Here is a 13,485-nt window from a genome sequence, read left to right as displayed (position 1 = left end):
CCATGCCGAATCCGCCCGCGGCCCGCGGCCGTGCGCTGCTGTCCCCCGCTCCACCACGCCCCCGGTGCCTCCTGGAATACGAGCCGGACGGTTCCGCCCCGCCCCGGTCTTGGCAAGCCGATTCCGCTCGCCCGCCTCGCCGGGCCAGCCTTTAGCGACGGCGTGCGCCAATATTGCGACGCTTCTCCCGTCCCCCCGGGACACGCCCTGGGAGCGGCTGCGCCACATCCGAAGAAAGCCGGCGGCCGGTCACTTTCATCGCGGCGTGCTGATACAATATGACAGGGACGACCCCCGTCCCCAGGCACGAAGATCCCCCATGGCCGACCTCTCCACCGACAAGATCCCTGTGACCGTGCTCACCGGCTATCTCGGCGCGGGCAAGACCACGCTGCTCAACCGGATCCTCACCGAGAACCACGGCAAGCGCTACGCGGTGATCGTCAACGAGTTCGGCGAGATCGGCATCGACAACGACCTCGTCATCGGCGCGGACGAGGAAGTGTTCGAGATGAACAACGGCTGCGTCTGCTGCACCGTGCGCGGCGACCTGATCCGCATCATGGACGGGCTGGTGAAGCGCCGCGGCAAGTTCGACGCGATCATCGTGGAGACCACGGGGCTGGCCGACCCGGCCCCCGTCGCCCAGACCTTCTTCATCGACGAGGATGTGGGCAGCGCCGCCCGCCTCGACGCCGTGGTGACCGTGGCCGACGCGAAATGGCTCGCCGAGCGCCTCAAGGACGCCCCGGAGGCCAAGAACCAGATCGCCTTCGCCGACGTGATCCTGCTCAACAAGGCCGACCTCGTCGAGGCGGCCGATCTCGACCGCGTCGAGGGCCTGATCCGCGCGATCAACCCCTATGCCAAGCTCCACCGCACCAGCCGCTGCGCGGTGCCCCTCGACCAGGTGCTCGACCGCAACGCCTTCGATCTCTCGCGCATCCTCGACATCGAGCCCGACTTCCTCGAGGAGGGCCACCACCATCATCACGACGACGACATGCAGTCGGTCTCCGCGCGCATCGACGGCCCGGTGGATCCGGAAAAATTCATGCCGTGGATCTCGAACCTGACCCAGGTGCAGGGGCCGGACATCCTGCGCTGCAAGGGCATCGTCGCTTTCCCCGGCGAGCCGCAGCGCTTCGTCTTCCAGGGCGTCCACCAGATCCTCGACGGCGACCTCCAGGGGCCCTGGAAGGACGACGAGCCCCGCATCTCCCGGGTCGTCTTCATCGGCCGCAAGCTCGACGCGGACGCGATCCGGGAGGAGTTTCTCGCCTGCAAGGCGTGACGCTCCGGGGGCGGAGCCGAAGCAATCCAGAGCGCGACCCCTCCGGAAAAGGCGAGCCCCGGATCGACTCGGCCCCGCCTCGTGAGGACGGGAGCGGTTTCGCTCGCGCTTGCAGGGACGGGGGGGCGATGCCGTCTCCAGCCAAGGGAAGCGGTGGCCGCGCCTATCCTCGCCCCCTGGGCGAGGGGGACCGCGCGTGAGCGCGGTGGAGTGGGCATGCCGAGCGCCATTCCGGCAACACCGGCTCCGCCCTCTCCGTCCGCCGCGCGGCCACCTCTCCCGGAGGGACGAGGAAAGGCGCCGGCGCCGCTCCTTCGGTCGAGGGGGCCTTCGTGAGACCCGTTGAGAACCGGGCGGTGCCGCTGCCCGGGCAGTCAAATCTCAACCTTTCCGGGGCCATCATGGCCGCTGGAAGGGGCCGGCGTCGCGGGCCCGCGGAGTTCAGGGCATCCCGTGTCGTCCACCAGCGCATCGCCGGAGGCCGGCCCGTTCGCGCGCGGAGCCTGGAGCCGCCTGCCCGTGCGGGTCGTCGTCGAGGGCGTGGCCAAGGCGCTGCTCGCGGCCTTCATCTTCTTCGCCTGCTTCGCCTTCTCCGAGACCTCGCCCTACGACGTCGTCGCCATCCCGACGATGCTGCTCTGGCTGATGCTCGGCATCCGGCTGCATCGCGGCATCCTGCCCCTCGTCGGGCTGCTCCTCCTCTACTTCGCCGCGATCACGACGGCGCTGCTGCCCTATGTCGACGAGCCGGTGCCGCTGATGTGGACGATCCAGCTCGGCTACCTCATCGTCACCTGCCTGTTCTTCGCGATGCTGTTCTCCGACGAGACCCATCGGCGCATGGAACTCGCGCTGCGGGCCTACACGGCGAGCTGCGTCTTCTCGGCCAGCCTCGGCATCCTCGGCTATCTCGGCCTGATCGGGAACGAGGACCTGTTCTCGAAATACGGCCGCGCCTCCGGCACCTTCCAGGACCCGAACGTGTTCGGCTCCTTCCTCACCCTCGGCGCGCTCTACCCGATGCACGCCCTGCTGACGGGCACGGCGCGGCGCCCGTTCCTGTGCGTGCTGGCCACCCTCGTGGTGCTCGCCGGCATCTTCCTGTCCTTCTCCCGCGGCTCCTGGGGCGGCACCGTCGTCGCGGTCGGGCTGATGGTCGCCTCGGTCTTCGTGACGAGCCGGTCGCCGCGCCTGCGCCGCCGCATCCTCACCATCACCGCGGTGACGGCGGCGCTCGGCCTCGTCACCATGGTCGGGCTCCTCTCCGTCGACAGCGTCGCCAAGCAGTTCGAGGCCCGGGCCTCCGTGACCCAGGACTACGACGAGGGCGAGACCGGCCGCTTCGGCAACCAGATCCGCGGCATGGAGATGCTGCTGGAGCTGCCCTTCGGCATGGGCCCGATGCACTGGCGCCAGATCTTCCGGCTGGAGCCGCACAATTCCTATATCGGCAGTTTCGCCAATGGCGGCTGGTTCGGCGGGGCCGTCTTCATCGGCCTCGTCCTGGCCACGGGCTTCGTCGGCTTCCGCCTGCTCGCCCGGGACACGCCGTTCCGGAGCCATGCGCAGATCGTCTGGCCGGCTCTGCTGATGTTCTTCCTGCAGGCGGTGCAGATCGACGTCGAGAAGTGGCGTCACGTCTACATGATGCTCGGCATGATCTGGGCTCTGGAGGCCGCACGCCTGAATTGGGAGGCGCGCGGGCGGTCGATCGGCCTGACCCGTGGCGAGGAGAAGCTTGACGCTTGCTGCACTGCGAAGCCAAATCTGAATTCGCGTGCTGCCGGCTCTTCGGCGCAGCGTGATTCGTCAATTTCCGCGTCGCGTTCGACCTTCGACGCCTCGCACGAGACGCACCTCGGATGAACATTTCGTTGAGCGAGGCGGACCGTCTCGCAGCACTGCACGCGCTCGCGATTCTCGACACCCCAACGGAAGAGCATTTCTCCGCCGTCTGCCGCACCGCCGAGCGCCTGTTCGGGGTGCCCACCGCCCTGGTCTCCCTGGTCGATGCCGACCGCCTCTGGTTCAAGGCCGGCTGCAGCCTGATGCCGGTCGAGATCCCGCGCGAGGGCAGCTTCTGCGATCACACGATCCGCAGCGACGCGGTGCTGGTGCTCCCGGACGTCGCCGCCGACCCGCGCTTTCCCCCCGGGCCGATCCGGTTCTATGCCGGCGCCCCCCTGACCCTGAGGCCGGGAATCCGGGTCGGCGCCTTCTGCCTGATCGACACCGCCCCCCGCGACTTCTCCGAGGAGGATGCCCGGGCGCTCGCCGATTTCGCCACGGTGGTGGTCGCCCATCTCCGGCTGCACGAGGCCGGCGTGGTGCGCGACCGCGAGATCGCCACGCGCCGCTCCCGCGATCAGCTCATCGCCGCCCAGAGCGCGCGCTTGATCCAGCGCGAGCAGGCCCTGGCGGGGGCGAATTGCGCCCTGACGCTGGCCGAGGAGATCGCGGAGATCGGCCATTGGCGCGTCGCCTTCGCCGACGGGTGCCAGCACTGGTCGGACGGCTTCTACCGCGTCCTCGGCCTGCACCCGGGCACGCCGCGGCCGCCCCTGTCCGAGATCGCGTCCATCTTCCATCCGGATGACCGCGCCCGGGTGGCCGAGCTGGTCGAGGGGGCGCTCCGCGGGCGGCTCAGCTACGACTTCGAGGCCCGGATCGTCCGGCCCTGCGGGGAAGTGCGTCACGTCGCGGTGAAGGGCGTCTGGGAGACGGACGCGGCGGGCGGCGCGATCGGCCTGTTCGGCACCATCATGGACGTGACCGAGCGCAAGACCGCCGAGGCGGCGATCGCGGAGAGCGAGGCGCGCTATCGCGGCCTCGCCGAGGCGCTGCCCATCCTGGTCTGGGCGACCCGGGCGCGGGACGGTCAGGCGATCTACGCCAACGCCGCCTTCCAGACCTATTACGGCCCCCTCGGGCCCGAGCGCGTGGAACGGATCAGCCGCAACCATCCGGACGACCAGGAGCGCATGGAGGAGGCCTGGCGCCGCGCGGTCGAGACTCGCTCGCCCTTCACCGTCGAGGGGCGTCTCCGGCGGCACGACGGGGCCTATCGCTGGCACAAGCTTCTGATGATTCCGATCATCCGGGCCGGCGACGAGCCCGTGGAATGGCTGGGCACGGCCATCGACATCGACGAGATCGTCACCGCGCGCAAGCGCCTGGAGGATGCGCACAGCCTGCTGCGCATGGCCCAGGAGGTGGCGGGCGCCGGCGCCTGGGATTGGGACATGGTCACCGGCATCGGGGTGCTCAGCCCGGAGAGCATGCAGCTGTTCGGGCTGACCGGGGCGGCGCCCACGCTCACCGCGGCGCAGTGGACCGAGATCCTGCATCCGGACGACCGCATGTCGACCTGGGACGCGATCAAGCAGGCGGTCGACACGCGCTCCGTTTACCAGGCCGAGTTCCGCATCATCTCCGGGACGACCGAGCGCTGGATCCAGGCCCGCGGCCGGACCTTCTACGACGAGGAGGGCCGCCCCTACCGGATGGCCGGCCTGCATATCGACGTCACCGGCCAGAAGAAGGCCGAGGCCGCCCTGCAGGCGGCGACCGCCGCCGCCGAGGCGGCCCGCCTGGAGGCGGAGCGGGCGAGCGCCGCCAAGAGCGAGTTCCTCGCGGCCATGAGCCACGAGATCCGCACGCCGCTCAACGGCATCCTGGGCTATGCCGATCTCCTGCTCGAGGAGCCGCATCACACGCCGGAGGACCGCCGCCGCCTGGAGCTGATCCAGGGATCGGGCAACGCCCTGCTCACCGTCGTGAACGACGTGCTCGACTTCTCGAAGGTCGAGGCCGGCCAGCTCAAGCTCGATCCGGTCGTCTTCGCCCTGCACACCCTCATCGAGGACACGGTGGCGATCGTGCGGGGAGCCGCCCTCAAGAGCAGCCTCGCGGTGACCTGCCTCCTCGATCCGCGCCTGCCGAAGCGGGTCGTCGGCGACGGCAACCGCCTGCGGCAGGTGCTGCTCAACCTGCTCAACAACGCGGTGAAGTTCACGCCCTCGGGCTCGGTGAGCCTCGTGGTGCGGCCGGAGGGGCGCGTGCGCCTGGCCGATGGCGAGGCCGCCACCGCGATGCGCTTCGAGGTCACCGACACGGGCATCGGCATCCCCGAATCCCTGCAGGACCGGCTGTTCAAGCGCTTCAGCCAGGTCGACGGCTCGATCAGCCGCCGTTTCGGCGGCTCGGGACTGGGCCTCGCGATCAGCCGCCACCTCGTCACCATGATGGGCGGCGAGATCGGGGTGCAGAGCCGCGAGGGCGAGGGCTCGACCTTCTGGTTCACCCTGGCGCTCGCCGATTCCGAGACGCCCTCCGCCTCCGTGCCGGCCCCCGCGGCGGAGACCGCGGCCGGATCCGCCATGGACGCCCCGGCCGCGGCCCCGGCGCGGCTGCTCCTCGCCGAGGACGTTCCGATCAACCAGGATCTGGCCAAGGCCGTGCTGACCTTGCGCGGCTGGCAGGTCGACGTGGCCCAGGACGGGGCGGAGGCGCTGGCGAAGGTCCAGGCGAGCCTGGAGCCCGGGCAGAGGCCCTACGACCTCATCCTCATGGACGTGCAGATGCCGGGCATGGACGGCGTCGCGGCGACGCGCCGGATCCGGCAACTCCCGTCACCGGCCGGCGACATGCCCATCCTCGCCATGACGGCGAACGTGATTCCCGATCAGGTGGAGGAACTGCGCGCGGCCGGCATGGACGACCACATCGGCAAGCCATTCAAGCGCGCGGAGCTGCATGCGCTGGTCGATCGCTGGCTGGAGAAGGGGCCGAGGCGACGGAAGGCACCCGCGGGCGGAAGCGGCGCGGACCCCCAGGTTCTCGATGGCTCGGCCTATGCCTCGGTCCGGGCCGCCGTCGGTTACGACCGGGTACGGATCCTGCTGACGCTGCTCGAGACGGATATTGCCCTGCGCTTTCCCGCGCGACCCGTTCCCGTGGGGATTCCTGACCGGAAGAAGCTCGCCGAGGACGCCCACGCCGTGGTCTCGGCCGCGGGCGCCCTCGGCTTCGTCGGCATCTCGCGACTCTGCCGCGAGATCGAGGCTGCCTGCCGTGACGGTGGCGACCTCGACGACCTGTTTCCGCGCTTCTTGACCATGCGGGACGAGACGCTCGGCGCCATCCGCGTCCTGAAGGCGGCGTGACGCTTGCGGGCCGGGCCCGCAAGGGAAGCAAAGAAGCCTTGGAGACCTGTGCCTACCGTTGTCCTCAGCGGTTGGCGTTCGCCTGGGCGGCGATATCGTCGAACATCACGCCGGAGACGCCGAGAGCGGTCATGACGAGCATGCCCACCAGGGCAACCGCGCAACCGTAGGATACGAACTCGGAAAAATTCATCGACACTCCTTTTCCTTCCCGATCGTGAGGCTCGGCTCCGCCGCGAAGCGGCACAGCGGTTTCGAAAGGCTGTAACGTGCAATGCAGCAAAAGGTTCGGCTGGCGTCAAATCTCTGAGATTTTGCGCTAATGTCCGAAATATGCTGCACTATTTCGTCACGATCGACCGTCGCACAGGCTTGAGCTTTGTGCGGTGCGTCGCAACACACGGACGACCATCGAATTTAATCTGACCCAGGAATCGAAAAGCGACCGGGTCGCACCGCGAGGTGCGAAAAGGCCCATTCAAGGTTGTGGGCTTCGGGGCTCGTGCGGCGATGTGGGCGCGCGACCACGTCCGGATGGCGCAGAGCTTCTCCGGTCGGGACGCTGGGGAGTCTCCGGCGTGGGACCTCGCGGCCGCAGCCGCTTCGAGGGATCGACGCGGGGCGATCGCCGAGCCCTTGATTCAGAGCTCGCGGCCCTCGACGTCCGGCGTCAGCCGCTCGATCGCCTTCTGCAGGACGTCCCATTGCGGGTAGATCGCCTCCGCGCGCCGGAAGGCTTCCAGCGCGCGCGCCTTGTCGTCCTGGGCGAGGTACAGCTTGCCGAGGGCCGCCCAGGCCTCGAAGTGGCGCGGCTCCAGCACCAGGGCGTGCTGAAGGTCGGCAATGGCGCTCTGCGGGTCCGACAGGCGGAAGAACAGGGTCGCCCGGCGGTTCCAGCCCTCGGCCCAGCCCGGCTCCAGGGTCGTGGCCCGGTCCATCAGCTCGACGGCGAGGGGGACGTCGTCGCCGGCCATGGCCTGGCGGGCACGCTCGCTGAGCAGATCGACGGTGGCGCTGCCCGAGCGGGCGAGGCGCCGCTCGATCATGCCGGCGATGGCCTTGGCGCTCGCCGGCTCGTCGGCCTCCTTCAGCCGGCCATAGAGCTCGTCGAGGCTCATGGGCGGATGCGGGGGCTTGCGCGGCGCCTCGCCCGCGAGGGCCGGAAATGCGAAAAGCCCGCCCAGGACCAAGCCGAGGCGAGCCGAATTCATGAGCCTGAGCAGGAGGAGGGCGAGGCCGGGCATGGCCGGCAGGCTCTCACCCCCGCGATGCCGCGTCAACGCGCTGCGCCGACGCGGGGCCGGGCTTCAGCCCTGGCGCGCCTTGAAGCGCTTCTGCGTCTTGTTGATGACGTAGACGCGGCCTTTGCGGCGAACGAGCTGGTTGTCGCGGTGACGGCCGCGCAGCGACTTGAGCGAGTTGCGAATCTTCATCGGTCTTCCGTCGGCGCGGTCCTGGCCCGGCCGCCTGTGATATCAGTGTGTCGCGGGTACGGGGTGCCGCGAAGGACGCCCCGGCGATGGCAGATCACGCATCGCGGAAAGGCGGTCGCCATACCAGACGCGGAGCGGGTGTGGCAAGGCGGTGCAGGCTCTTGCGGCCCCTTCTTTAAGCTTTCGCGGCTTCAAAGCGACGCTCAGCCGGTCCCGGGGGTGCGTGAAAGCGGTAACGGTGGCAGGGTCGACCGATGCTGGTGTTTCTCCTGATCGCCGCGTTTCTCGGCGTCCTGATTCTCATCGTCGTTCGACGGCGCCAGCTCGAGCTGCTCTGGACGGTCGCCTGCATGATCGGGGCCGTGCTCATCCTGATTCTGATGCAGGATTCGGGGCTCCTGCCGGGGAGCGACGGCCCGCTCCGGCATCTGCGGCCGCAATCGCCCCTCGATGCGCCCCTCGCGGTACCCTCGGAGCCGCCTGCGGAGCCTGCGAGCAAGTCCCCCGAAGCCCCTCCGCGCTGAGGGGCCTCCACGGGTTTCGCCGCGGCGTTCTGGAACGCGGATACGGTCTCGCGTCTTCTCGATGGCGCGGTGCCTGGCCGGCGGGGGCGGCTCCGTGCGTTCTCTCCGCGCCCGCCGGAGCATTCCATGCGCAGCCTCATCGTCCTGATCGTGATCCTGGCCGCGGGCTTCGTCCTGACCGCGATGTTCATCGCGCCGAACCAGCCGGAGCTGCGGAGCTGGTACCAGACCAATGCCTGTCCGCATCTCGACAAGATCAGCCCGAAGATCTGCGAGCCGATTCGCAAGGGCGGCAGCCCCGCCGAGCCGACCTGAGCCGGGTCCCGCTCCGCATCGTGCGACGCGTCCTGGACTGGTTCTTCCGCGATCGGGCGACCGGCCGCATCGTGATCGGCCAATGGCCGAACGTGCCGCTCTGGCTGTTCCTGGCCGCCTCCTGCGGCGCCTGGCTGTCGCCGGAGGGCGGCACGCCGCGGCTCGCCCTCTCCTGGCTCGCGAGCCTGAGCCTGGCCTGGTGGGCCCTCGACGAGGTGGCGCGCGGGGTCAATCCCTGGCGGCGCTGCCTCGGCGGACTCGTCCTCGTCGCCCTGATCTGGGGGAGACTGGCCGCGTCGTGAGGGCGGCCAGCGTCGATAGAGGTTAAGCCGGCGCTCAGCGCCCGTAGACGTCCTCGACGCGGATGATGTCGTCCTCGCCGGTATAGGAGCCGACCTGGACCTCGATCAGTTCGAGGGGGATCTTCCCGGGGTTGCAGAGGCGGTGCATCGAGCCGATCGGCAGGTAGACCGCCTCGTTCTCGTGCACGAGCACCACGCGCTCGTTGATCGTCACCTCGGCGGTGCCCTTGACCACCACCCAGTGCTCGGCCCGGTGGAAGTGCTTCTGCAGGGACAGGCGCCCGCCGGGCGTGACCATGATCCGCTTCACCTGGAAGCGCTCGCCGATATCGATGCGCTGGTACCAGCCCCAGGGGCGGTACATGCGCCGGTGGGCGTCGGCCTCGGCATGGCCCCGGGCGCGAAGCGTCGTGACCAGATCCTTGACCTGGCCGGAGCGGGCCTTGGAGGCCACCAGCACCGCGTCCGGGGTGGCCACCACCACCACGTCCTCAAGCCCCACCACCGTGGTCAGGCCCTCGCCCTCGCTGTGAACGAGACTGTTGCGGGTGCCGATCAGCTCGACCCGCCCGCGCACGGCATTGCCGGAGCCGTCATGGTCCAGCACCTGCCAGACCGCGTCCCAGGTGCCGACATCCGACCACGGGAAGGAGACCGGCAGTACGCCGGCCCGCTCCGTGCGTTCCATGACCGCGTAGTCGATCGAGATCTTAGGCGCCTGCGCGAAGGCGGCCGCGTCCAGGCGCACGAAGTCGAGGTCGGTCGTGGCCGCGGCGAGCGCGGCGCGGGCCGCCTCCAGCACCGCCGGCGCATGGGTCTCGAGTTCGGCCAGCATCACGTCGGCCCGGAACAGGAAGTAGCCCGAGTTCCACAGGGCGCCTTCCGCGATCAGGCGCCCGGCCCCGGCCGCGTCCGGCTTCTCGACGAAGCGCCCGACCCGGTACTGGCCCGGCAGACCCTCGAGGCTCTCGCCCAGCTGGATGTAGCCGTAATCCGTGGCCGGCCGGGTCGGCTCGATGCCCAGCGTCATGATGTAGCCGGCGCGCGCGCCCTGGGCCGCCACGCGGGCGGCCTCGGTGAAGGCGGCCGGATCGCTGATCACGTGGTCGGCCGCCAGGATCAGCACCACCGATTCCGGCGCCCGCCGCGCCGCGTGCAGCGCCGCCACCGCCACGGCCGCGGCGGAATCCCGCCGATCCGGCTCCAGGAGGATGTCGGCCGCGCTGCCGCATTGCGCCAGCTGCTCGGCCACGATGAAGCGGGACTCGCTCGCCGCGATCACGCTGGGACGGCCGAACACCGTCTTGTCCGACACCCGCAGCGCCGTCGCCTGGAAGGTCGAACGCTCCGCCTCGACCAGGGGCGTGAACTGCTTCGGCATGCTCTCGCGGGAGGCCGGCCACAGCCGCGTCCCGGATCCACCGCACAGGATCACCGGAAGGATCAGCTCGCGATCGGCATCAGACATCTTGGTAAATCCCGCTTTACTCGCGGCGGAGGTTACGCTGCATCGCAATACCGTGCGAGCGGTTTTTCGGCTGATGCGGGGCGATTCGGTACTCCTCCACTCGGCCAGCGCGGGCGCGTTTCGCCCGCGCTCCGGAGGATCCCGAAGGGCCGCCCGCTACTCGGCCGCCTGCCGCTCGACATAGCCGAGGCGCTCGTTCAGCTCGCCGAGGAGCTTCACCGCGGCCTCCGCGATGACCGTGCCCGGCGGGAAGATCGCCGAGGCGCCGGCCGCGTAGAGGGCCGGATAATCCCCCGGCGGGATCACGCCGCCGACGACGATCATCACGTCCCCGCGGCCCGCCTCGGTCAGCGCGGCCTTCAGCTCCGGCACGAGGGTGAGGTGGCCGGCGGCCAGCGAGGAGACGCCGACGATGTGCACGTCGTTCTCCACCGCCTGGCGGGCCGCCTCGGCCGGGGTCGCGAAGAGCGGCCCGATATCCACGTCGAAGCCGAGATCGGCGAAGGCGGAGGCGATCACCTTCTGACCGCGGTCGTGCCCGTCCTGGCCCATCTTGGCCACGAGGATGCGCGGGCGGCGCCCATCGTTCTCCTCGAACGCCTCGACGAGGCCGCGCACCTGCTCCACCACCGGCGACATGCCGCCCACCTCCCGCTTGTAGACGCCCGAGATCGAGCGGATCTCGGCGCGGTGGCGGCCCCAGGCCTTCTCCAGCGCCTCCGAGATCTCGCCGACCGTGGCCTTGGCCCGCGCCGCGTTGACGGCGAGCGCGAGCAGGTTCTCGTTGGTGTCCGCCGCGGCGGTGAGCGCGGCGAGCGCCGCGTCGACATCGGCCTGGTTGCGCTCGGCGCGCAGGCGCTTCAGCTTCTCGATCTGGCGGGCGCGCACGTCGGCATTGTCCACGCGCAGGAGCTCGATCGCCATCTCGTCGTCGGGCTTGTACTTGTTGATGCCGACGATGGTCTGGCGGCCGGAATCGATGCGGGCCTGGGCGCGGGCCGCGGCCTCCTCGATGCGCAGCTTCGGGATGCCGGCCTCGATGGCCTTGGCCATGCCGCCGAGTTCCTCGACCTCACGGATATGCTCCCAGGCGCGGGCGGCGATGTCGTGGGTCAGCCGCTCGACATAGTAGGAGCCGCCCCAGGGATCGATGATCCGCGTGGTGCCGCTCTCCTGCTGCAGGAAGAGCTGGGTGTTGCGGGCGATGCGGGCGGAGAAGTCCGTCGGCAGGGCCAGGGCCTCGTCGAGCGCGTTGGTGTGGAGCGACTGCGTGCCGCCCTGGGTCGCGGCCATCGCCTCGATGCAGGTGCGGGTGACGTTGTTGAACACGTCCTGCGCGGTCAGCGACCAGCCGCTCGTCTGCGAGTGGGTGCGCAGCGGCAGGGACTTGTCGCTCTTCGGATCGAACTGCTTCACGAGCTTCGCCCAGATCAGGCGCGCGGCCCGCATCTTGGCGACCTCCATGAAGAAGTTCATCCCGATCGCCCAGAAGAAGGACAGGCGCGGGGCGAACTGGTCGATGGTCAGGCCCGCGGCGAGGCCCGCCTTGATGTACTCGACGCCATCGGCGAGCGTGTAGGCGAGCTCCAGATCCTGCGTCGCCCCGGCCTCCTGCATGTGGTAGCCGGAGATCGAGATCGAGTTGAACTTCGGCATGTTCTTCGAGGTGTAGCCGAAGATGTCCGAGATGATCCGCATCGATCCCTTGGGGGGATAGATGTAGGTGTTGCGGACCATGAACTCCTTGAGGATGTCGTTCTGGATCGTGCCGGCCAGTTTCTCCGGCAGCACGCCCTGCTCCTCCGCCGCGACGATGTAGAGCGCGAGCACCGGCAGCACCGCGCCGTTCATCGTCATCGACACCGTCATCTCGTCCAGCGGGATGCCGGAGAAGAGCGTGCGCATGTCGTAGATCGAATCGATCGCCACGCCTGCCATGCCGACATCGCCCGAGACGCGGGGATGGTCGGAATCGTAGCCGCGGTGGGTGGCGAGATCGAAGGCGACGGAGAGGCCCTTCTGCCCCGCCGCGAGGTTGCGCCGGTAGAAGGCGTTCGAATCCTCGGCCGTGGAGAAGCCGGCATATTGCCGGATGGTCCAGGGCTGGGTGACGTACATCGCCGGATAGGGGCCGCGCAGATAGGGCGGCAGGCCCGGGAACGAGTCGACGCCTTCGAGCCCCTCGCGGTCCTCCGGCCCGTAGAAGCCCTTCACCGGGATGCCCTCGGGCGTCATCCACGGCTCGGACAGGGGCGGCGGCGGCGCCTTGAACCCGCCCGCGGCGAAGCCGAGCGTGCTGAAATCGGGGATCCGGGAGCTCGTGGCGCGGGGACTCATGGCGTTCGTCTCGGGCTGTCGTCTTGTCGGCGGCCGGATGCCGCCTCTTTGTTGCCGCGCATTATAGGAAAGCCGTGGGGCGGGGCTACTGCCAAGAGCATCGCAATGAAAATGAATACAATTTCGGCTCTCTCGGCCTAAAGTCCGAGGAGTCGGGCCGGCCCGCGGCTCCCGTCCCGGCGCAGGCTCGGGGCGGGGCCTGACGGGGCGTCGAGCCAGGCCCGCCGCTGCGCGATGAGATCTTCGAGGCGCTTGGCGCGGGTCTCCCGGCGCGCGCAGTCGCAGGGGCCGTCGCCATCGAACGGATGCGGGCCGCCGCTGCCGTCGAACAGGCTGACGATCGCCCAGAGAAGCCCGAGCAGGGCGAAGACGAGGAGGGCCAGGGTCGGCCAGGCGAAGCCGAGGCCGACGAGCGCGGCGAGGGCGATCTTGAGCGCGACCGAGCCGGCGAGCTGCAGCTTGAGGAGGAGGCCGAAGGTGGCGGTGGCGCCGAGGCTGCCGCGCAGGGCCCGCATCGCCCGGACCCGGAGGCGGCGCTTTCCGGCGAGGGCCTCGAGGCGGCGCAGCTCGCGCCCCACGCGGCGCAAAGCCTGCGCCCGGTCTTCGTTCACGCTTGCCGGCACGTCGACTGCCCTGAAGCGTTCGCG

12 protein-coding genes are annotated in these 13,485 nt (G+C 69.7%); 6 read left to right on the top strand and 6 right to left on the bottom strand.

The window, feature by feature from the left end; all coding sequences use genetic code 11:
* The first annotated feature begins 319 nt into the window (after positions 1 to 319).
* From MFF21_RS15935 to MFF21_RS15925, 3 genes are all read left to right on the top strand, one after another.
* The gene (locus tag MFF21_RS15935) at positions 320 to 1,294 is read left to right on the top strand and encodes a CobW family GTP-binding protein (RefSeq protein WP_238312251.1); all 975 of its coding nucleotides are present in this window, start codon (positions 320 to 322) and stop codon (positions 1,292 to 1,294) included.
* Positions 1,295 to 1,747: 453 nt separating this feature from the next.
* The gene (locus MFF21_RS15930; RefSeq protein WP_238312250.1) at positions 1,748 to 3,160 is read left to right on the top strand and encodes an O-antigen ligase family protein; all 1,413 of its coding nucleotides are present in this window, start codon (positions 1,748 to 1,750) and stop codon (positions 3,158 to 3,160) included.
* Positions 3,157 to 6,459: a PAS domain-containing protein gene (locus tag MFF21_RS15925; protein ID WP_238312248.1), complete on the top strand. Its 3,303-nt coding sequence runs from the start codon at positions 3,157 to 3,159 to the stop codon at positions 6,457 to 6,459. The genes MFF21_RS15930 and MFF21_RS15925 overlap by 4 nt, the downstream gene beginning before the upstream one ends.
* A gap of 64 nt (positions 6,460 to 6,523) precedes the next feature.
* Here the strand turns inward: MFF21_RS15925 and MFF21_RS23995 are convergent, their stop codons facing one another.
* The 3 genes from MFF21_RS23995 to ykgO all read right to left on the bottom strand — a co-directional run bounded on the left by MFF21_RS23995 (position 6,524) and on the right by ykgO (position 7,892).
* Entirely contained in the window at positions 6,524 to 6,652 is a 129-nt protein-coding gene (locus MFF21_RS23995; protein ID WP_283206540.1) for a hypothetical protein, read from the bottom strand.
* A 448-nt stretch (positions 6,653 to 7,100) separates the two neighbouring features.
* Positions 7,101 to 7,703: a tetratricopeptide repeat protein gene (locus MFF21_RS15920; RefSeq protein ID WP_238312246.1), complete on the bottom strand. Its 603-nt coding sequence runs from the start codon at positions 7,701 to 7,703 to the stop codon at positions 7,101 to 7,103.
* Positions 7,704 to 7,766: 63 nt separating this feature from the next.
* Entirely contained in the window at positions 7,767 to 7,892 is a 126-nt protein-coding gene (ykgO, locus tag MFF21_RS15915) for a type B 50S ribosomal protein L36 (protein WP_003601867.1), read from the bottom strand.
* Positions 7,893 to 8,146: 254 nt separating this feature from the next.
* Here ykgO and MFF21_RS15910 point away from each other — a divergent pair, with 254 nt between their 5' ends.
* The 3 genes from MFF21_RS15910 (at position 8,147) to MFF21_RS15900 (ending at position 9,033) form a co-directional block, all read left to right on the top strand.
* Positions 8,147 to 8,416 carry a hypothetical protein gene (locus tag MFF21_RS15910; RefSeq protein WP_238312244.1) on the top strand — a complete coding sequence of 90 codons (270 nt, stop codon included), beginning with the start codon at positions 8,147 to 8,149 and terminating at the stop codon, positions 8,414 to 8,416.
* Between the two features lie 126 nt (positions 8,417 to 8,542).
* Positions 8,543 to 8,731 carry a hypothetical protein gene (locus tag MFF21_RS15905; RefSeq protein WP_238312242.1) on the top strand — a complete coding sequence of 63 codons (189 nt, stop codon included), beginning with the start codon at positions 8,543 to 8,545 and terminating at the stop codon, positions 8,729 to 8,731.
* 20 nt (positions 8,732 to 8,751) lie between these two features.
* Complete coding sequence (locus MFF21_RS15900) at positions 8,752 to 9,033, top strand: hypothetical protein (protein WP_238312240.1); 282 nt, start codon at positions 8,752 to 8,754, stop codon at positions 9,031 to 9,033.
* Between the two features lie 34 nt (positions 9,034 to 9,067).
* Here the strand turns inward: MFF21_RS15900 and MFF21_RS15895 are convergent, their stop codons facing one another.
* The 3 genes from MFF21_RS15895 to MFF21_RS15885 form a co-directional block, all read right to left on the bottom strand.
* Entirely contained in the window at positions 9,068 to 10,501 is a 1,434-nt protein-coding gene (locus MFF21_RS15895) for a mannose-1-phosphate guanylyltransferase/mannose-6-phosphate isomerase (protein WP_238312238.1), read from the bottom strand.
* 156 nt (positions 10,502 to 10,657) lie between these two features.
* Positions 10,658 to 12,838: a methylmalonyl-CoA mutase gene (gene scpA / locus MFF21_RS15890; protein ID WP_238312236.1), complete on the bottom strand. Its 2,181-nt coding sequence runs from the start codon at positions 12,836 to 12,838 to the stop codon at positions 10,658 to 10,660.
* Positions 12,839 to 12,975: 137 nt separating this feature from the next.
* A complete protein-coding gene (locus MFF21_RS15885) occupies positions 12,976 to 13,449 on the bottom strand; it encodes a hypothetical protein (protein ID WP_238312235.1) in 474 nt (157 codons plus the stop codon).
* Positions 13,450 to 13,485 lie beyond the last annotated feature (36 nt).

Origin of the sequence: Methylobacterium organophilum, assembly GCF_022179465.1 — a bacterium.
GTDB classification, from domain to species: Bacteria; Pseudomonadota; Alphaproteobacteria; order Rhizobiales; family Beijerinckiaceae; genus Methylobacterium; species Methylobacterium organophilum.
The sequence above is the reverse complement of the archived record's forward strand: the minus strand, read 5'-3'. Positions and strand labels throughout refer to the sequence as shown.

Excerpts from the sequence above, each read along its gene's own strand:
- MFF21_RS15935 (WP_238312251.1), top strand. The coding sequence starts at position 320 with ATGGCCGACCTCTCCACCGACAAGATCCCTGTGACCGTGCTCACCGGC.
- MFF21_RS15925 (WP_238312248.1), top strand. The coding sequence starts at position 3,157 with ATGAACATTTCGTTGAGCGAGGCGGACCGTCTCGCAGCACTGCACGCG.
- MFF21_RS23995 (WP_283206540.1), bottom strand. The coding sequence starts at position 6,652 with ATGAATTTTTCCGAGTTCGTATCCTACGGTTGCGCGGTTGCCCTGGTG.
- MFF21_RS15920 (WP_238312246.1), bottom strand. The coding sequence starts at position 7,703 with ATGCCCGGCCTCGCCCTCCTCCTGCTCAGGCTCATGAATTCGGCTCGC.
- ykgO (WP_003601867.1), bottom strand. The coding sequence starts at position 7,892 with ATGAAGATTCGCAACTCGCTCAAGTCGCTGCGCGGCCGTCACCGCGAC.
- MFF21_RS15910 (WP_238312244.1), top strand. The coding sequence starts at position 8,147 with ATGCTGGTGTTTCTCCTGATCGCCGCGTTTCTCGGCGTCCTGATTCTC.
- MFF21_RS15905 (WP_238312242.1), top strand. The coding sequence starts at position 8,543 with ATGCGCAGCCTCATCGTCCTGATCGTGATCCTGGCCGCGGGCTTCGTC.
- MFF21_RS15895 (WP_238312238.1), bottom strand. The coding sequence starts at position 10,501 with ATGTCTGATGCCGATCGCGAGCTGATCCTTCCGGTGATCCTGTGCGGT.
- scpA (WP_238312236.1), bottom strand. The coding sequence starts at position 12,838 with ATGAGTCCCCGCGCCACGAGCTCCCGGATCCCCGATTTCAGCACGCTC.